The organism is Streptomyces sp. NPDC029041, from assembly GCF_040637515.1.
Taxonomy (GTDB): Bacteria; Actinomycetota; Actinomycetes; order Streptomycetales; family Streptomycetaceae; genus Streptomyces.
In genome coordinates, this window is record NZ_JBEZWO010000001.1 from 54479 (window position 1) to 73142 (window position 18664).

The following is an 18664-nucleotide window of genomic DNA, read 5'->3' on the forward strand; positions in this document are numbered from 1 at the left end:
ACGCCTCAGTGCCCCGCTCCGGTGCCCGGCACCCTGGCGAGCCGCTGGCGCGCGCGGAGGTGTGCGAGACGCACACCTCCGTCGTGTTCTTCGTCGGCGACCACGCCTACAAGCTCAAGAAGCCCGTGGATCTGGGATTTCTTGACTACACCGCGCTGGCGTCCCGCCGAGCCGCGTGCGGGCGCGAAGTCACTCTCAACCGCCGCTTCGCCCCCGACGTGTACCTGGGTCTGGGCGAGATCCGCAGCCCCGACGCGGAAGCGCCCGAACCGCTCGTGGTGATGCGCCGCATGCCCGCGGATCGCCGCCTCTCCCGGCTGGTTCGGGAAGGGGCCGCCGTCGACGACATCCTGCGGGGCCTCGCCCGGCAGGTCGCGGCCTGGCACGCGGAGGCCCCCCGCGGCCGGGACGTGGACGAACAGGGCACGCGGGATGCGCTGTCGTCCCGCTGGGAGGCCAGTTTCGAGCAGGTCCGCGCGCTGGCTACCGACGGCTTCGTGCCCGAGGGCGTTGCGGAGGTGGAGCGGCTTGTGCGCCGCTATCTCGCCGGGCGCGAGCGTTTGTTCACCTCACGTATCGAGCAGGGTCGGGTGGTCGACGGTCACGGTGACCTGCTCGCCGAGGACGTCTTCAGCCTCGACGACGGTCCTCGCGTCCTGGACTGCTTGGAGTTCGACGACCACCTGCGCTACGTCGACGGTCTCGACGACGCAGCCTTCCTCGCCATGGACCTGGAACATCTCGGCGCCCCGGAGGCCGCCGCGTACTTCCTCGCCCAGTACAGCGAGTACTCCGGCGACCCCGCACCTCCTTCCCTGTGGCACCACTACGTCGCCTACCGCGCGTTCGTCCGCGCCAAGGTCTCCCTGATCCAGGCACGCCAGGGCGCGCCGGACGCGGAGACGGCGTCACGACGGCTGGTCTCGACGGCGCTGCGCCATCTGCGCGCCTCCGCCGTGGGCCTGACGCTCGTCGGCGGGCTGCCGGGCAGCGGGAAATCCACCCTCGCCGGAGCTCTGGCCGACCGGCTGGGGGTCACTCTGCTCAGCAGCGACCGCCTCCGCAAGGAGATGGCGGGCATCCCCGCCGAGCAGCCCGCGGCCGCCGACTACGGCGAGGGCCTGTACACCCCCGAGTGGACGGCCAGGACCTACGCCACCCTGCTCGACCGCGCGTCCGCCCTGCTGTCCTCCGGCGAGTCCGTCGTGCTGGACGCCACCTGGTCCCACGCGGGACAGCGCGAAGCGGCACTGCACTTGGCCGAACGCACCAGCGCCGACCTGGTGGCCCTGCACTGCCACGTGCCGGGCGACGTGACGGCCGCCCGCCTGACCACGCGCGCCTCCGGAGTCTCCGACGCCGACCTCGACATCGCCACCGCCATGGCGGCCGGGGAACCGCCATGGCCGGAGGCGGTCGCGGTCGACACCAGCGGCCCGTTGGAGTCCGCCGTCGCCCGGGCGCTGACAGCTGTACGCCCGTGGGGCGCCGGCCAGGCCCCGGTCTTCCGCCGCCCCTATATGGAGCCGGACTGAATGGGCGGGTGGACCCTCGTAGATCCGGGACCGGGTGCCGGGCGCTACCAGAATGTCGCGGCGGGATGTTGCGCCGCCGACCCGGCCGGACTGACGGGCCGGTTCTCGCTGATCGGCGCAGCGGCAGCTCCATCCATGCGGTCATGCAACACCAGCCGACGATGAGACGACGGAACCCGCCGTGCCGGCGGTCAGACGGGCCGATGATTGCAGTTGCCCGCACATCCCTCGGGAGTGACCGTGGAGTGGGGGAGCGAGGGAGTGAGTATCGTGCGAGCGCTCGTCTACCACGGCCCCGGACAGATCTCCTGGGACCCCGTCCCGGACCCCGCGATCGAGGAGCCGACCGACGCGATCGTGCGCGTCGACGCCGCCACCGTCTGTGGCAGTGACCTGCGCATCCTGCGGGGCGATCTCCCCGAGGTGAAGCCCGGGACGGTCCTCGGGCACGAGGCCGTCGGTGAGGTTCTGGAGGTCGGGCGCGACGTCCACCACGTACGTCCCGGGGACCAGGTGATCGTGTCGGCCGTCTCGGCCTGCGGCCGCTGCCGGGAATGCCATGACACCAAGCTCGGGCAGTGCAGCGGGGGCGGCGGATGGATTCTCGGCAATCTGATCAACGGGACCCAGGCCGAGCTGGTGCGGATTCCCTTCGCCGACCACTCCACCCACCGGCGGCCGTGGAAGGTCCCACTCAAGGAAGCGGTCCTGCTCTCCGAACTCCTCCCCACGGCCTACGAGGTCGGGGTACGGAACGGCCACGTGAGCCCGGGCGACACCGTGGTCGTGGTCGGGGCGGGTCCCGTCGGTCTCGCCTCGGTGGTCATCGCGCGACTGTACTCGCCCCGGCGGATCATCGTGGTGGACCTGTCCGCCGCGCGGCTCGAAGCCGCCGCCGGTGTGGGGGCCGATGCCGCCGAAGTGCCCGGCAAGATGATCGCCGAGCTGTCCGAGGGGCCGGGTGCCGACGTGGTCATCGAGGCATCGGGCGAACCGGACGGCTTCGTTCTGGCCACCCGCGCCGTCCGTACCGGAGGGCACATCGCCAACATCGGGGTGCACGGCAAGCCGGTGACGCTGCATCTCGAGTCCCTGTGGCGCAAGAACCTGACCATCAGCACCGGGCAGGTGGACACGTCCTCCACACGGTGGCTGCTGGAGCTGGTGAGGTACGGAGACCTGCCCATCTCCGGACTGGTCACCCACACCCTCCCCCTCGACCGGATGGAGGATGCCTACGAGGCGTTCGCCGGCGGCATCACCACGGGCGCTCTCAAGGTCGTACTGCACCGCGAGTGACAGACCGGCCGGCAGGGGCCGAACGGTCCCCAGGTCGGGGCCGTCCGGCTCTACAGCCCGCCGGTGATGAGTGGTGCCATGGAATTGAGCCGAGGGCCACAGGAGGCACGGAGAAGCGGACCAGAGCCGCGCACCGTGTGATTCGGGCCCGCAAGAAGCGGGCGGCCCCCGGCTCCCATGACGTCGGCCTCAGGTCGGCGCCCGCCCTTTCGGACCGTGCCCTTCCGCCGAAGTGCGGCGCGGTCCGGGCTCCGCGACTCTGGAAAGCGGGGGCAGTGCCGGGAGGAGCACCGATGCACTGGGAAACCATTCACAAGGACGCCCCACCGGTCGTCCCGCCCCGTCTCGCCGACTACGACCAGGCCCGCTCGGCCTTCAGCTGGTCGCAGGCGCGCACCAACCTGGACGGGCTTCCCGGGGGCGGCCTCAACATGGCCCACGAGGCGGTCGAGCGACACGCGGCGTCCGATCACGGGGACAAGGCCGCGCTCCGCTGCATCGCCCGGGACGACTCAGTCTCCAGCGTCACCTACGTGGAACTGGCCCACCGTACCGCCCGTTTCGCGAACGTCCTGCGCTCCCTCGGCGTCGGCCACGGAGACCGGGTGTTCACGCTGCTGGGCCGCTGCCCCGAGCTGTACACCACGGTGCTGGGCACGCTGCAGAACACCAGTGTGCTGTGCCCGCTCTTCTCCGCCTTCGGTCCCGACCCGGTCGAGCAGCGGCTGCGGTTGGGCGACGCGCAAGTCCTGGTGACCACTGCGGCCCTCTACCGGCGCAAGGTCGCCGAGCGCCGCGCATCGGTTCCCGGACTGAAGCACATCCTGATCGTCGGGCCCGGCGCGGAGGACCTGCCCGGCACAGCATCCTTCGACGACCTGATGTCCGCCGCCCCGGACACCTTCACCACCCCGCCGACGTCCCCCGAGGACATGGCGCTGCTGCACTTCACCAGCGGAACCACCGGCACCCCCAAAGGCGCGGTCCACGTCCACGAGGCGGTGATCGCCCACTACGCCACGGCCGCGCACGCGCTCGACCTGCACCCCGAAGACATGTATTGGTGCACCGCCGACCCGGGCTGGGTCACCGGCATGTCGTACGGCATCATCGCCCCGCTCGTCCACGGCGTGACGGTCGTCGTCGACGAGGGCGACTACGACGCCCGGCGCTGGTACCGGATCCTCGGCGAACAACGGGTCACCGTCTGGTACACCGCCCCTACGGCTCTGCGCATGCTCATGCGCGCAACTCCGCGACAGGGCCCGTACGACCTGCCCCGCTCCTACGACCTGTCTGCCCTGCGCTTCATCGCGTCCGTCGGCGAGCCCCTCAACCCGGAGGCCGTCGTGTGGGGCCGGGACGTGCTGGGTCTGCCGGTGCACGACAACTGGTGGCAGACGGAGACCGGCTGCATCATGATCGCGAATTTCGCGGCCTGCGAGATCCGTCCCGGTTCGATGGGACGGCCGCTGCCCGGCGTCGAGGCGACCGTGCTGAAGCAGGGCGAGGACGGCCGGGCGCTGGTCGCCGACGGCAGGGTCACCGAGGTAGAAGCCCCCGGCGTCGAAGGCGAGTTGGCGCTGAGGCCGGGCTGGCCGTCGATGTTCCGCGGCTATCTGCACGACAAGGAGCGTTACGACGCCTCGTTCGCGGACGGCTGGTACCTGACCGGGGATCTGGTGCGGCGGGACGCGGACGGCTGGTACTGGTTCGTGGGGCGCGCCGACGACGTCATCAAGTCGGCGGGGCATCTGATCGGCCCGTTCGAGGTGGAGAGCGCGCTGATGGAGCACCCGTCGGTGGCCGAGGCCGGCGTGATCGGGCGGCCGGACCCGGTCGCCGGGAACGTCGTCAAGGCGTTCGTGTCGCTGCGGCCGGATGTCGAGCCGACCGCGGATCTGGAGCGGGAGCTGCTGGCGTTCGGCCGCCGCAAGCTGGGTCCCGCCGTCGCTCCCAGGGAGATCGCGTTCGACCAGAACCTGCCCAAGACCCGCAGCGGGAAGGTGATGCGCCGTCTGCTGCGCGCCCGTGAACTGGGCCTGCCTACGGGCGACTTGTCAACCTTGGAGGGATCCACATGAGCGTGGCCCGCCCCGCCCGTACGCGCAAGGACCCGGCGCGCCCGAAGGCCGGTAAGAAGGCCGCGCCGACCAAGTCGGCCCAGCGGAACGCGAGCACCGGGCCTCCGGCCGGCCGAACGGGCCCAGAACACCGGACGGATCTGCTGGAGGCGATGCTGCGCATCCGGCGCTTCGAGGAGCGGTGCGTCGAGCTGTACAGCGCCGCGAAGATCCGCGGCTTCGTCCACCTCTACATCGGCGAGGAGGCCGTGGCCGTCGGCGTCAACGAGGCACTGACGCCCGAGGACGCGGTCGTCTCCACGTACCGCGAACACGGCCACGCCCTGGCCCGTGGAATCACGGCCGAGGCCGTCATGGCCGAGATGTACGGCAGGACGACGGGATGCAGCGGCGGCCGCGGCGGATCCATGCACCTGTTCGACGCGAGCCGCCGCTTCTACGGCGGCAACGCCATCGTCGCCGGCGGACTCCCCCTGGCCGCCGGCCTCGCGCTCGCCGACCGCATGCGCGGACGGGCCAATGTCACCTGCTGCTTCTTCGGCGACGGAGCCTTCGCCGAGGGCGAGTTCCACGAGACCGCGAACCTGGCGGCCCTGTGGAAGCTGCCTCTGCTGCTCGTCTGCGAGAACAACCTCTATGCCATGGGCACGGCCCTGGAGCGGCATGAGGCACAGACCGACCTGGCCATGCGCGCCGCCTCCTACGGCATGGTCGCCTGGGCCGTGGACGGCATGGACGCCGAAGCCGTCGAGCAGGCCGCCCGACGGGCTGTCGAGGGCATTCGGGCCGGCACCGGACCGCACTTCCTGGAACTGCGCACGTACCGCTTCCGCGCCCACTCGATGTACGACCCTGACCGGTATCGCCACAAGGGGGAGATCGAGCAGTGGAAGTCCCGGGACCCGGTGAGCCTGCTCATGGACCGCATGCGTGAGAACTCCGAGCTGGGCGACAAGGAGCTCGCCCGCATCGAGCAGCGGATCGCCGACGAGATCGACCACGCCGTCGAAACGGCCGAGCAGGCACCCGAGGAGCCGGTCGGGCACCTGCTCCGCCACGTCACCAGTTCCTCTGCGGAGGCGGGGAGTTGACCATGGGCGGCGACACGACGCAGGACGTGAAGACGACCTACCGCGAGGCGATGCGCGAGGCGCTCCGGGAGGCCCTGAGCTCCGACGACCGCGTCTTCCTCATGGGCGAGGACGTCGGCCGGTACGGCGGATGCTTCGGCGTCAGCCTCGGCCTGCTGGAGGAGTTCGGCCCCGAACGCGTCCGCGACACCCCCCTGTCGGAGTCCGCGTTCGTGGGCGCCGGCATCGGCGCCGCCCTGGCCGGGCTGCGGCCCATCGTCGAGATCATGACCGTCAACTTCAGCCTGCTCGCCCTCGACCAGATCCTCAACAACGCCGCCACCCTGCTGCACATGTCGGGCGGGCAGTTGCCCGTGCCGCTGGTCATCCGCATGACCACGGGCGCCGGACGGCAGCTCGGCGCCCAGCACTCCCACAGCCTGGAAGGCTGGTACGCGCACATCCCCGGCATCCGCGTCCTCACACCCGCCACCCTGGAGGACGCACGCCACATGCTTGCAGCGGCGCTCGCCGACCCCGATCCCGTACTGATCTTCGAGCACGGCAGCCTCTACAACGTCTCCGGCGAACTCCTGCCGTCGACCGAACCCGTGGACCTGGACCACGCCGCGATCCGCCGACCCGGCGCCGACGTCTCCCTGATCACGTACGGCGGTTCGCTGCCCAAGGCCCTCGCGGCGGCGGACGAACTGGCAGCCGAGGGCATCAGCGCCGAGGTGATCGACCTGCGCACGCTCCGTCCCCTGGACGACGCGGCCATCACCGCTTCCGTGGCCCGTACTCACCGTGCCGTGGTCGTCGACGAGGCATGGCGCACGGGAAGCCTCGCCGCCGAGGTGTCCGCACGCATCACCGAAGGGTCGTTCTACGACCTGGACGCTCCCGTCGAGCGGGTGTGCAGCGCGGAGGTGCCCATGCCGTACGCCCGGCAACTGGAGGAGGCCGCTCTGCCGCAGACCGCCGACATCGTCGCGGCCACGCACCGGGCGGTGGACTGATCATGTCCGAGTTCACCATGCCGTCCCTCGGCGCGGACATGGATGAGGGCATGCTCCTGGAATGGCTGGTAGGGCCCGGTGACACCGTGCACAAGGGTGATCCGGTCGCGGTCGTCGAAACCGCGAAGTCGACCATCGAGGTGGAGTGCTTCGAAACCGGGACCATGACGGAGCTGCTCGTGGAGCCCGGTACGACGGTGCCGGTGGGGACGCCCCTCGCGCTCATCGGACCGAAGGGGGAGAAACCCGGGAAGCCGGAGGCACCCGAGAAACCGGCGAAGCCCCGGAAGTCCGCGAGCCCGGGGAAAGCCGAGGAGGCCAAGGAGCGGCGACCGGTCCGTCACACACAGAGAAGGCGCCCGACCCTCGAGCGCCCCTCCCCACCACCCGAACCCACCCCGGTTCCAGTAACGTCCGCCGTTCGCCCGAGCGGCCACATCGAGGCGGGTCCCCTGGTCCGGCACCTCGCGGAGCACAGCGGCGTCGACCTGGAGACACTGCACGGCTCCGGACCAGGAGGACGCGTCACCCGGACCGACGTCGAGCATGCGGCCGCCACCCGAGCCGGCACCAAGGCACCGCGGGTGCGGGCCACTCCCCTCGCCCGGCGCCTCGCCGCCGAACTGGGCGTGGATCTGGCCACGGTGACGGGGACGGGCAGGGAGTCGGCCGTCCGTGCGGCGGACGTACGTCATACAGCCCCCGGCCCTTCGGCCCCGCCCCCGCCCGCAGGCGCCGGGCCCCACCGTCCTTCCGCTGTACGCCCTGCTGTGGCTCGTCCTTCTGTGGCACGCCCGTCTGAAAACCGGACGGTGGCCATGCGGCAGGCGATCGCCGGCCTCATGGCCCGCGCCAACCGGGACATCCCCCACTACTACCTCTCCACCACTGTGGACATGGCCGCAGCGATGGATTGGCTGCTTGAGCACAACCGACGCAGCCCGGTCGGTGAACGGCTGCTGCCCGCGGCCCTGTTGCTCAAGGCCGCGGCCTTGGCGGCCACTGAGGTCCCGGAGTTCAACGGCTTCTGGACCGACGACCATTTCACGGCGGGCGAGGGCGTGCACCTCGGCGTGGCCGTGTCCCTGCGCGGCGGCGGGCTCGTCGCCCCCGCGCTGCACCACGCCGACGCCCTGGCGCTCCCGCAGCTGATGAGCGCTCTGAAGGACCTCGTCACCCGGGCCCGTACCGGCAGGCTGCGCGCTTCCGAGGTGTCCGACGCCACCATCACGGTCACCAACCTCGGCGATCAGGGCGTGGAGACCGTCTTCGGTGTGATCTACCCGCCGCAGGTGGCCCTGGTCGGCTTCGGTCGGGTGGTCGACCGGCCGTGCGCCGTCGACGGCTTGCTGGGTGTGCGCCCCGTGGTCACGGTGACCCTCTCGGCCGACCACCGGGCGACAGACGGGGCCGTCGGCGCCCGCTACCTCACGGCGGTGACCCGCCTCCTGCAGAACCCGGAGCAACTATGAACATGAACCGGACCGATGCACTGGACATGGTCAGGGAATCGATCTCCACCGTCATCCCCGACGCCGACGTCACCGTTCTCGGGCCTGATGATGCATTCCGCGACGTGCTGGAGATGGACTCGCTGGACTTCCTGAGTTTCGTGGAGGTCCTCAGCGAACGGTCCGGCGTCCGCATCGACGACGAGGACACGACCCGGCTCACCACACTCGCCGGCAGCGCCGACTTCCTCGTCGCCCGCACGCAGTAGCGGTCCACGCGCAGTGACACGCGTCCCGTGAGCGACTACGGCTCAGACCGCCTCTATGTCGTCGACGACTTCCACCACGTCATCGATGTCCCTCACCGACGCGAGCAGTTCGGGGACAAGATCTTTGTCCAGTCTCCCCGCCATGGTCACCACGCCGTTCTCCACGGTCACCTCGACAGCGCGTGGATCCAGCAGATGCCGACCGACCAGGGAATCGACCTCGGTCCGGATCTCGGCGTCGTCACGGATCAGGGCCAGCAGCAGCTCGCGCCGGCTCACCACACCGACCAGCCGACCGCGGTGATCGGTCACGGGGAGCCGCTTCAACCGCGCGTGGGCGGCGGTCCACGCGGCGTCCGCCACACGCTCCGCCGGGTGGACGGTGACCGGCGGGAAGGTCATCAACGTGGCCGCCGTCTCGCCGTGGCTCTTCTCGTACAAGCGGTGCTGCCGCAGCCTGCCGACAGGCCCGTGCCGATGTGGTTCCGCCATGACGGCAGCCTTCGCAAGCAGATCGGACTCCGAGACGACACCGATCACGTGGTCTTCCGCGTCGACCACAGGAACAGCGCTCACCTGCTCGCGGGCGAGTGTGTGCGCCACGTCCAGGAACGCCAGGTCGCCCTGGACGGAAGCCGCCGGCACCTGCATGACGTCCCGCACACGGAGGGTCCCCGGTTCCCGGGCGGACGACTCGGGTGCGGCAGCGACGGGCGTCTCCGGCCTCTCCTCGCCGGGCCCGGGCTCCTCGGCGCCTCTCGCCGTCGCGGCGGCGGCGACTGCCGCGAGGTAGCGGCGCAGCGCGTCCTGGCGCGGTTCCTCCCGAGGTGTCCAAGAGCGGCCCGGCGCGCTACCGCGGGCTTCTTTCTCCGTGGAGCGGTGCTCGAAGTCGCTCACGGCCGCCTCCCGTGGATGCCGTCCGCCTGTGCGGTCAGTCTCGCATCGTTCGGCCGGCGCGGCCTCCGGGCCGAACCGCCACTCCAGTGGGACAGGTGGCCCGGCGCGGCGCGACACACCAGCGCCTGGCACGGAGACTGGAAGCGGGGCCTGGTCCCTCCGAAGGAGAGTTCGTGACGGGTTTCCGGGACTTTCTGACGCGGTTCCGGCCGGCGGCATCGCCCGGCCGGGCCGCGCCAGGTGGTGTCCCCTCGGACCGTTCCGCCGAGCTTCGTGCGGAACTCTCACCGCCCCTGGCCCTGCTCGAACAGGTTGAGGCGGAAGCCCGTGCCCTGCGAGGACGGGCCGACACGGCCGCCGCGTCACGCCTGCGGGAAGCACAGCGGCAGGCCGAGCAGATCGTGGCCGAGGCGCGTCAGGAGGCCGACCGGGTACGGGCGGGCACTGCCGAGGAGGTACTGAGGGCCGCCGAGGCCGAGGCGGCGGCACTGCTCGCCGAAGCAGCACGCGAGGCCGCCGCCGTACGCGACCGTGCCAGGAGCCGGATGGCCGGGCTCGCCGACGGAGTGGTGGCACTGGTCAGGGAGGACGTCGCGGCGGAGCAGCCGACTCCCCCGTCAGCCGAGGGGCATCGGTCGCCCGGCCAGTGGACGCCCCGGGAGGGTGGTCCATGATGAGCGCTGGTTGGGTGGCCGGTGTGACCCGGGCACGCGCCCTGCGGACCAGATGCCTCGGGGCCGAGGGCATCGGGGAGGTGGCCGCGTCCCCCACCCTCGATGATGCACTGCGCTACCTGGCGGCCACCCCCTATCGGCACGACGTAACCCCCGGCGCCACGTCGGCCGAAGGCCAGCGGGCGGTCTCGGCGACACTGCTGTGGCATCTGCGGGTCCTCGCCGGCTGGCAACCGGCGACCGGTGCTGACGCCATCCGGGCACTCGCAGCGGGATTCGAGATCTCCAACACCGAACACCATCTGAGGGCTCTGGCGGCCGACCCTCGAGCGTTGAGCCCACGCCCCCACGTCCCGCCCTACCGCCTGGGCGCGCTGGCGATCGCCTGGACGCGGCTCGCCCGCACCCGTACGCCGTCGGAGCTGCGCAACGCTCTCGCGGCCTCCGTCTGGGGCGACCCCGGGGGCGACTCCTCGGCAGCGGTCGCCACCGGTATGCGGGTCTCCGCCGCCCTACGGCTCGCCACCACCGTTCCCGACGCGGCGCGCTGGGCGGCGGCCCGGCTCGCCCTGCTGTTCGGCCGCGAGGTGTTCGTCGTCGGCCGGCGGATGCCGGACGTCTCCACCCGCCGGGCGGCCCGTTTGCTCGGCCCGCGGGCGGTGAGCGCCGGATCGTACGCCGACTTCCGGCAGGCGCTGCCGGCCACCGCGAGATGGCTGCTGGAGGACGTCGACGAGCCGGCGGACCTGTGGCGGGCCGAGGCAGGGTGGTGGAAGGCGGTCGAGCGGGACGGCCGGGAACTGCTGCGCCGGTCCCACTTCGGGCCCCGGCCGGTGGTGGGGACCGTGGCCGTGCTGTCCGCCGACGCCTGGCGGACCCGTGGCGCGCTGGAACTGGCAGGCCGGGGCGGCGGCCCCGGGGACTGGCCGGCGGAGGTGCTCGATGCTCCGGGCTGAGACCGCGGTCCCCGTTCGTATGCGCAGGGTGGCCATCGTGGCCCCCGAGGAGGCGCTGCGGGAGAGCCTCGTGCGGATCGCTGAGGCGGGCTGCGTCGAGATAGATCTGGCCGGCGATGGTGGGCCGGACATCCGTGGACCGGCGGCGGCGCGCCTGACGCGGCTGCGCGCCGAGCCGGCCCGTCCCGCTCTCGGGGCGGCGCCCCCCGACCTGGACGCCTTGGAGCGCGAGGGCCGCACGGACCTGCTGGCGGGAGAGGCGCAGTTGGAGGAACGGCTCGGCAGCGCGGTCCGGCACGGAGCGGTCGCGGCACTGGCCGGCTGGTGCCCCGAGACGGACGTGGGCGCCACGGCGGCGCGCATCGCCGGTGCCGGGGGTGCGCTGGTGCCGCTGCGAGCCCCGCGTGGCGTCGACCCGCCGACGTTGCTGACCGGAGCGGGCGAGGTGCCTCCGGGCTCCGCGGCGACCGTGCGGCGCTCCTTCACACCCCTGGTCACGACGTACGGAACCGTGCCCTACGCCGACCTCGACCCGACGATGGCGGCCGGGATCGTCTACGTCATGATGTTCGGCCTGATGTTCGGCGACGCCGGTCACGGGCTGCTGCTGGTCGCCATCGCGCTCCTGCTTCGGGCGGGACGGCCACACCGGGTTGCGGCGCTGCGTCCGCTGTGGCCCTTCGTCGCCGGGGCCGGGCTGGCCGCCACTCTGGCCGGGGTGGCGTACGGCGAGTTCTTCGGCCCGACCGGGGTGCTGCCGGTGCTGTGGCTGGAGCCGCTGGAGGAGCCCATGCGGCTGCTGGCCGTCGCCGTCGGGCTCGGCGCGGTGCTGCTCGCCGTCGCCTACGCCGCGGGAATCGCCAACCGGTGGCGGGAGGGCGGACCGGCGGCGGCCCTGTACGCGACGACCGGGATCGCCGGGGCGGCGCTCTATCTCGGTCTCGCCATCATCGCCGGGTCTGTCTGGCTCGGCCAGGCGCTGTACGGCGTCGTGGGGGCCGTGATCGCGGCGGTCGGCCTGGCGCTGGCCGGGGCAGGGCTTTTCGCGACCACGGCGGGCGGTCCGGGCGGCGCCGTGCAGACCGGCATTCAGTTGTTCGACGCGGTGGTCCGGATCGGCTCCAACGTCGTGTCCTTCGCACGACTCGCGGCCTTCGGCCTGACGCATGCGGCGCTCGGCGCGATCGTCTGGGACGGTACGACGGCTCTGGCGGGCCGGGGCCCGGTGGGCATCGTCGCGGCGGTTCTCGTCTTCCTGCTCGGCAATGCCCTGGCCTTCTGCCTGGAGGCGCTGGTGGCGGGTGTCCAGGCGCTGCGGCTGGAGTTCTACGAACTGTTCTCCCGGCTCTTCGAGAGCCAGGGCCGCCCCTTCAAACCCTGGCATTTGCCGGTGGAGCACGCCCCGGGTTCAGCCGCTGCCGCCGGGCCGCCCGCAGCGGCGCAGGCCGTCCGGCAAGACCCGGCGAGGGAGGAGTGATCGTGATCACCTGGTTCCTGGCCCTGCCCGTCATCCTCGCGGGATTCGTCGCCGTACGCCTTGTGCTGCGACGCTCGGGGCGCACGGCCCTGTGGTGGATGGTCGCCGCCGACGCCGTGCTCCTGGTGGCCGCCACCGTGGTGCTGACCCTGGCGCTCAGCGGCGGATCCGCGCAGGCCGCGACCACGGCCGCACAGGACTCGGGCTCCGGATCCGCCGCCCTGATCGGCGCCGCGATCGCGGTGGCCGGGGCGACGATCGGGGCGGGCATCGCCGTCGCCTACACCGGTGCGGCGGCCCTCGCGGCACTCAGCGAGCGGCCCGAACTCTTCGGCCGGGCGATGGTCATCGTCGGCCTGGCCGAGGGCATCGCCATCTACGGGCTGGTCGTCGCGGTCATCCTCATCGGGAAGGCATGATCATGGGACGCGTCGCCGCCATCGGAGAGCGGACCCGTGTGGCCGGTCTGGCCCTTGCCGGAGCAGCCGTCCTCGTCGCGGAGGACGCCGAAACCGTGCGCCGGGTCTGGCGCGACCTGCCGGACGGCATCGACCTGGTGATCCTCACCCCTGCCGCGGCCCAAGCGCTGGAGTCGCACCCAGCGGCGCCGGGAGGCCACCGCCCGCTGACCGCCGTGATGCCGCCATGACGACTCCGGCCCCCGACCAGACGACGGACGCGCTCCACCCGGTCCGGGCGGAGCTGCTGCGGGCCGCTCAGGCCGACGCGGAAGCACTCCTGGCCCGCACCGAGCAAGAGGTCGCCGCCGTGCTCGACCAGGCCCGCGCCGAAGCCGGGGGAATCCTCGACGAGGCCCGGCGCCAGGGCGAGGCCGACGGCGCGGACACCGCCCGCGACCTCCTCGTCAGGGCCCGGCGCGAGGCCAGGTCACGCACCCTCGCCGCCCGCCGGGAGGCGTACGACGAACTGCGCCGCGAGGCCGCCGAACGGGCCGGAAACCTAAGCCGGGCCAACGGCTACGCGTCCCTGCGCGAACGGCTGGAACACCGGGCCCGTGTCCTCCTCGGTCCCGCCGCCGAGGTGAGCGAGCACGCCGACGGGGGCGTGGTGGCCCGGGCGCCGGGAAGGCGGGTCGACCTCTCGCTGACCGCGCTGGCCGACCGCGCACTGGAGCGCATGGGAGCGGAGGTGCGGAGCCTGTGGGAGCCGTGACGGAAGCCGCTGAGACACGCCGACGGCCGACTGACCGGCAGCCGGCCTCCCGGATCCTGCGCGTCACCGGACCGCTGGTCGAGATGGAGTACACGAGCGGCATCGCGATGTACGACCTGGTCTCGCTCGGCCTCGCCGGGCTGCCCGGCGAGGTCGTGGCCATCAGCGGTGACGTGGTCACCGTCCAGGCGTACGAGTACACCGGCGGCCTCGCCCCGGGGCAGACAGCGCTGCCGCAGGGGCGTCCGTTGTCGGTGTGGCTCGGTCCGGAGCTGCTCGGCGGGATTTTCGACGGCTTGCTGCGCCCTCTTTCCGGTGCGGGCGACTGGCTGTTGCCCGGCTCGCGGCGGGCAGCGGCCGAAACACGCACATGGTCCTTCTCTCCAATGGTGGCGCGGGGCGAGCACGTGGCCGAGGGGCAGGCGATCGGGACGATCCGCGGCGCGGGGCCGGTGCCGATGAAGGTCCTCGCGCCACCCGGCTGCCGGGGAACGGTCACGGAGGTCAGCGTCGCGACGGAGCGTGCGCGCGACGCGGTGGTGGCCGTGGTGGGCGACACCGCGGTAACGGTCGGCGCTCTGTGGCCGGTGCGCCGGCCGCGCCCGGTACGCGAGCGGGTCGACAGCCACGAGGCCCTGAGCACCGGCCAGCGGGTGATCGACCTGCTCTTCCCCGTGGCCCGGGGCAGTACGGCGGCAGTGCCCGGTGGCTTCGGCACCGGCAAGACCGTCCTGCTGCAGCAGATCGCCAAGTGGTGCGACGCGGACGTCATCGTCTACGTCGGCTGCGGTGAGCGCGGCAACGAGATGGCCGATGTCATCACGGAGCTTTCGGAGCTCCAGGACCCGCGCACGGGCGGACGCCTCGCGGACCGCACAGTGACGATCGCCAACACCTCCAACATGCCGATGATGGCCCGTGAGGCGAGCGTCTACACGGGGGTGACGGTCGCGGAGTACTTCCGGGACATGGCCCTCGACGTGGTGGTCATCGCCGACTCGACCTCCCGGTGGGCCGAGGCGCTGCGCGAGTTCGCCTCCCGTACCGGCGCGCTGCCCGCCGAGGAGGGTTACCCGGCCGGGCTGGCCTCCGCCGTCGCGGCCTTCTACGAGCGTGCCGCCGCAGTGACCACCCTCGGCGGGGACCGCGGCTCGGTGACCGTGATCGGCGCGGTGTCGCCGCCGGGCGGGGACATGACGGAACCGGTGACCGCGCACACCGAACGCTTCGTCCGCTGCCTGTGGACCCTCGACCGCGACCTCGCCTACGCCCGCCATTACCCGGCGGTGTCCTGGGCCGGGTCCTTCTCTCGCGACGTCCCGGTGCTGGCCGCCGGACACAGGTTGGCCGGCGATCCGGCGTGGGCCCGGCACCGCGAACGGGTGGGGGCGGTGCTGGCGGAGGCCGACCGGCTGGCCGATCTGGTGGACCTGATCGGCATCGCCGCCCTGCCCGCGCGGGAGCGCATCAGCGTGCTGGCGGGGAGGCTGGTCCGCGAGGGTGTGCTGCAGCAGAGCGCGCTGTCGGAGCGGGACGCATACTGCGGGCCGGAGAAGACGGCCGCGCTGGCCGACGCCGTCCTGGCGGTCGCCGGCCGCTGCCACGAGCTGGTGGACTCCGGTGTCCCGGCGGCCTCGGTCGAGGAGCTCGACTTCGGTCCGCTGCTGCGCGCCAGGGAGGACACCGGCCCCCACGACAGCGCCGGTGTGCTGGTTCGCCGGGACGCCATGCTCTCCAGGCTGGACGAGGTGCGGTCATGAGTCTGCCCGGTGGGATCGAGTACACGACAGTGCGCGAGCTCAGGGGGCCGATCGTGATCGTCGAGGGCGTCTCGGGGGTCGGCTGGGACGAGTACGTACGCGTCACCCTCGCCTCCGGCGAACGGCGCCACGGCGTCGTCCTGGACGCCGACCGCGACCTGGCGGTCCTGCAGGTGCTGGAGGGCACCGCGGGCATGGATCCGGAGGGTGTCCGGGCAGCCTTCTCTGGCAGCCCCCTGCGCGTACCGGTCGGCACGGACTGGCTGGGCCGCGTCTGCAACGGCCGGGGAGCGCCCCTGGACGGCGGCCCGCCCGTTCTCAGCGCCCACGACGCCGATGTGGGCGGCGCCCCCATCAACCCGGTGCGGCGCGAGCCGCCGTCCGAGCCGGTGCTCACCGGAGTCGGGGCCGTCGACGCACTGACCACGCTGGTACGCGGGCAGAAGCTGCCGGTGTTCTCCGTGGCCGGGCTGCCGCATCTGGAACTGGCCGCCCAGATCGCCGCACAGGCCACCGCCGGCGGTGAGGCGTTCAGCGTCGTCTTCGCGGGAATGGGTCTCACCCACGCCGACACCTCCTTCGTTCGCGCCGCCCTGGAAGAACGGTCCGCCGCCGGAGAACTGGTCCTGCTGCTCAACACCGCCGACGACCCGGTGATCGAACGGATCCTCACCCCGCGGATCGCGCTCACCGTCGCCGAACACCTCGCCTTCACCGAGGGACGGCACGTCCTCGTCGTGATGACCGACATGACGACGTACGCCGAGGCCCTGCGCGAGGTCTCCGCCGCCCGGGGGGAGATCCCCGCCCGCCGCGCCTACCCCGGTTACCTCTACAGCGACCTGGCCTCCCTGTACGAACGCTGCGGACGGGTCAGGGGCCGTCCCGGCTCGGTCACCGTGCTGCCGGTGCTCACCATGCCCGCGGGCGACATCACCCACCCCGTGCCGGACCTGACCGGCTACATCACCGAGGGCCAGATCGTGCTCTCGCCCGAGACGCAGGCGCGCGGCGTGTACCCGCCGCTGGACGCCCTGTCCTCTCTCTCCCGGCTGATGCGCAAGGGTGCGGGCCCGGGCCGCACCCGAGACGACCACCTCGACGTCGCGGCCCAGTTGCTGGCCGCCCTGGCCCGGGCCCGGCAGGTTCGCGACCTCGCGGACCTGGTCGGTCAGGCGGCCCTGAGCTCCACCGACCGCAGGTACCTGGCCTTCGAGGAAGCGTTCCTGCGGGACTTCGCCGACCAGCGCAGCGACGAACCGCGTGACCTCGCCACCTCGCTGGAACGCGGCTGGCGGGCGCTGCTCACCCTGCCCCGCAGCCAGCTCTCCATGCTCCCCGCCCGCCTCCTCGATGCCCATGGCGCGAAGGACGCCCCGGACACGGAGGCCTCCCTGTGACCGGCACCCGCCGTACGCCGCCCGGTCGTGCGGGACGACTGCGGCTGCGGCACAGCCTCGACGTCGCCGAGCGCGGAGCCGATCTGCTGGAGCAGAAGCTCCGCATCCTCCGCTCCGAGCACCAGCGGCTGCTACGCGCGGAGGAGGCAGCCACCCACGCCTGGCGGGATCTGCTGGCCGAGGCCGAGAGCTGGCTGCTGCGGGGACTGCTCCTGGGCGGGGAACAGTCCCTGGATTCGGCCGCCGCGGGCATCGGCCCCACCGATGTCACGGTTCAGTGGACCACCTCCATGGGGGTACGCCATCCGGCGTCGGTTGCCGTGTCCGTACCTGCCCGTTCGCCGACCACCGCCGCTCCCACCAACACGGCCCTCGTGCACTCCGAGGCGGCCTACGGCCGTGCTGTGCGTGCCGCCGCCGAGTACGCGGCCGCACACGCCGCCGCAGAACTCGTGGGCGCGGAGGTCGTCAGCACCCGGCACCGGGCCCGTGCCCTGCGACGCCACTGGATCCCCCGGTTGCGAGAGGCACTCGACCGGGCCGATCTGGCCTTGGAACAGGCCGAACACGAGGACAGCGTCCGGCGGCGATGGGCGGCCGGACGGTGACCGCTCCACGCCCGACTGCTCCGCTCGGTCCCCGAGGCGGTGGGGCCCGGCCCGGGTGAACCTGAAGGTGAGAGGTATCGGTGTTGTCTGAAGGAGGCATGGTGAGTGGTCTCGTGGTCGTGGGCGTGGATGGTTCGGCGTCGAGTCTCGCCGCGGTGGAGGTGGCAGCACGGGAGGCTCGGTTGCGGGGTGCCGGGCTGCGGGTGGTGCATGCGTTCGTCTGGCCCGCAATGCACGTGCCCTTGGAGCCGTCGCCGCTGGGGCCGTCGGAGGGCGGGCTGCGGAACATGGTCGATCGCCTGGTGACAGAGGCGGTCGAGCGAGCACGGGCGGTGGCGCCGGACGTCGATACCAGTCACGTCGTGGTCACCGCTGAGCCGTTGACGGTTCTGGAGGCGCAGTCGCGTGCCGCCGAATTGGTGGTGGTCGGGTCCCGGGGCATGGGCGGGTTCGTCGGACTGCTGGTGGGCTCGACGGCGGTACATCTGGCGGCCCACGGCTCGTGTCCGGTCCTGGTGGTACGCGAGCGGCCGCACCCCGACGGTCCGATCGTGCTGGGCGTCGACGGCTCGGCCGCGGGACAGAAGGCCGTTGATTTCGCCTTCGCCGAGGCCGCCCTGCGCGATGCGCCGCTGGTGGCGCTGCACGCCTGGACCACGTGGAACGCGCCGATGCCCGCCCCGCGGGACAAGTCGATGCCGTACGCGAACCCGCCGGGAGCACTGGCCGAAGAGGAGGAGCGGCTGCTGTTCGAGGCGCTCGCCGGCCATCAGGAGCGCTATCCGGGTGTGCCGGTGGAACACAAGGTGGTCCACGGCGGTACGCGCGAGTCCTTGATCGAGGCGAGTCGGTCCGCTCAACTGATGGTGGTCGGTGCCCGGGGGCGCGGTGGTTTCGCCGGGCTGCTCCTGGGGTCGGTCAGCCAGGCCCTGCTGCACCACGCACACTGCCCGGTGGCTGTGGTGCGGGGAGCGGTAGAGCGCCACTGAGGA

The 18664-nt window shown here is 72.3% G+C and carries 18 protein-coding genes; 17 read left to right on the forward strand and 1 reads right to left on the reverse strand.

Features of this window, described 5'->3' with window-relative positions; genetic code table 11:
* Nucleotides 1-59: 59 nt before the first annotated feature.
* From AB0F04_RS00255 to AB0F04_RS00285, 7 genes are all read left to right on the forward strand, one after another.
* A complete protein-coding gene (locus AB0F04_RS00255) occupies nt 60-1535 on the forward strand; it encodes an AAA family ATPase (protein ID WP_362037278.1) in 1476 nt (491 codons plus the stop codon).
* Between the two features lie 270 nt (nt 1536-1805).
* Nucleotides 1806-2834 (forward strand): alcohol dehydrogenase catalytic domain-containing protein, encoded by a 1029-nt coding sequence (locus AB0F04_RS00260; protein ID WP_362037280.1) that lies wholly within the window; start codon nt 1806-1808, stop codon nt 2832-2834.
* Between the two features lie 293 nt (nt 2835-3127).
* On the forward strand, nt 3128-4918 hold the full coding sequence (gene acsA / locus AB0F04_RS00265) for an acetate--CoA ligase (RefSeq protein ID WP_362036074.1): 1791 nt from the start codon (nt 3128-3130) through the stop codon (nt 4916-4918).
* The gene (gene pdhA, locus AB0F04_RS00270) at nt 4915-6009 is read left to right on the forward strand and encodes a pyruvate dehydrogenase (acetyl-transferring) E1 component subunit alpha (protein ID WP_362036076.1); all 1095 of its coding nucleotides are present in this window, start codon (nt 4915-4917) and stop codon (nt 6007-6009) included. The genes acsA and pdhA overlap by 4 nt, the downstream gene beginning before the upstream one ends.
* Nucleotides 6010-6011: 2 nt before the next feature.
* Complete coding sequence (locus AB0F04_RS00275; RefSeq protein ID WP_362036079.1) at nt 6012-7007, forward strand: alpha-ketoacid dehydrogenase subunit beta; 996 nt, start codon at nt 6012-6014, stop codon at nt 7005-7007.
* A gap of 2 nt (nt 7008-7009) precedes the next feature.
* A complete protein-coding gene (locus tag AB0F04_RS00280; protein ID WP_362036081.1) occupies nt 7010-8479 on the forward strand; it encodes a 2-oxo acid dehydrogenase subunit E2 in 1470 nt (489 codons plus the stop codon).
* 2 nt (nt 8480-8481) lie between these two features.
* Nucleotides 8482-8727 carry an acyl carrier protein gene (locus AB0F04_RS00285; protein WP_362036083.1) on the forward strand — a complete coding sequence of 82 codons (246 nt, stop codon included), beginning with the start codon at nt 8482-8484 and terminating at the stop codon, nt 8725-8727.
* Nucleotides 8728-8769: 42 nt separating this feature from the next.
* On the opposite strand, the gene AB0F04_RS00290 is transcribed toward AB0F04_RS00285, so the two are convergent.
* A complete protein-coding gene (locus AB0F04_RS00290) occupies nt 8770-9624 on the reverse strand; it encodes a CBS domain-containing protein (protein ID WP_362036085.1) in 855 nt (284 codons plus the stop codon).
* Nucleotides 9625-9797: 173 nt separating this feature from the next.
* On the opposite strand from AB0F04_RS00290, the gene AB0F04_RS00295 reads away from it, so the two are divergent.
* The 10 genes from AB0F04_RS00295 (at nt 9798) to AB0F04_RS00340 (ending at nt 18661) form a co-directional block, all read left to right on the forward strand.
* The gene (locus AB0F04_RS00295; protein WP_362036087.1) at nt 9798-10298 is read left to right on the forward strand and encodes a hypothetical protein; all 501 of its coding nucleotides are present in this window, start codon (nt 9798-9800) and stop codon (nt 10296-10298) included.
* A complete protein-coding gene (locus AB0F04_RS00300) occupies nt 10298-11254 on the forward strand; it encodes a V-type ATPase subunit (protein ID WP_362036089.1) in 957 nt (318 codons plus the stop codon). Before AB0F04_RS00295 ends, AB0F04_RS00300 begins: the two co-directional genes overlap by 1 nt.
* A 19-nt stretch (nt 11255-11273) precedes the next feature.
* The gene (locus AB0F04_RS00305) at nt 11274-12731 is read left to right on the forward strand and encodes a V-type ATPase 116kDa subunit family protein (RefSeq protein ID WP_362037282.1); all 1458 of its coding nucleotides are present in this window, start codon (nt 11274-11276) and stop codon (nt 12729-12731) included.
* Between the two features lie 2 nt (nt 12732-12733).
* A complete protein-coding gene (locus AB0F04_RS00310; RefSeq protein WP_362036091.1) occupies nt 12734-13150 on the forward strand; it encodes an ATP synthase subunit C in 417 nt (138 codons plus the stop codon).
* A gap of 2 nt (nt 13151-13152) precedes the next feature.
* Nucleotides 13153-13380 (forward strand): hypothetical protein, encoded by a 228-nt coding sequence (locus AB0F04_RS00315; protein ID WP_362036093.1) that lies wholly within the window; start codon nt 13153-13155, stop codon nt 13378-13380.
* Nucleotides 13377-13904 carry a V-type ATP synthase subunit E gene (locus tag AB0F04_RS00320; RefSeq protein WP_362036096.1) on the forward strand — a complete coding sequence of 176 codons (528 nt, stop codon included), beginning with the start codon at nt 13377-13379 and terminating at the stop codon, nt 13902-13904. Before AB0F04_RS00315 ends, AB0F04_RS00320 begins: the two co-directional genes overlap by 4 nt.
* Entirely contained in the window at nt 13901-15664 is a 1764-nt protein-coding gene (locus AB0F04_RS00325; RefSeq protein ID WP_362036098.1) for a V-type ATP synthase subunit A, read from the forward strand. The genes AB0F04_RS00320 and AB0F04_RS00325 overlap by 4 nt, the downstream gene beginning before the upstream one ends.
* Complete coding sequence (locus AB0F04_RS00330) at nt 15661-17064, forward strand: V-type ATP synthase subunit B (RefSeq protein ID WP_362036100.1); 1404 nt, start codon at nt 15661-15663, stop codon at nt 17062-17064. Before AB0F04_RS00325 ends, AB0F04_RS00330 begins: the two co-directional genes overlap by 4 nt.
* Nucleotides 17061-17672, forward strand: a complete 612-nt coding sequence (locus AB0F04_RS00335) for a V-type ATP synthase subunit D (RefSeq protein WP_362036102.1) — start codon at nt 17061-17063, stop codon at nt 17670-17672. Before AB0F04_RS00330 ends, AB0F04_RS00335 begins: the two co-directional genes overlap by 4 nt.
* Before the next feature lie 101 nt (nt 17673-17773).
* Entirely contained in the window at nt 17774-18661 is an 888-nt protein-coding gene (locus tag AB0F04_RS00340) for a universal stress protein (protein ID WP_362037284.1), read from the forward strand.
* Nucleotides 18662-18664: the final 3 nt, after the last annotated feature.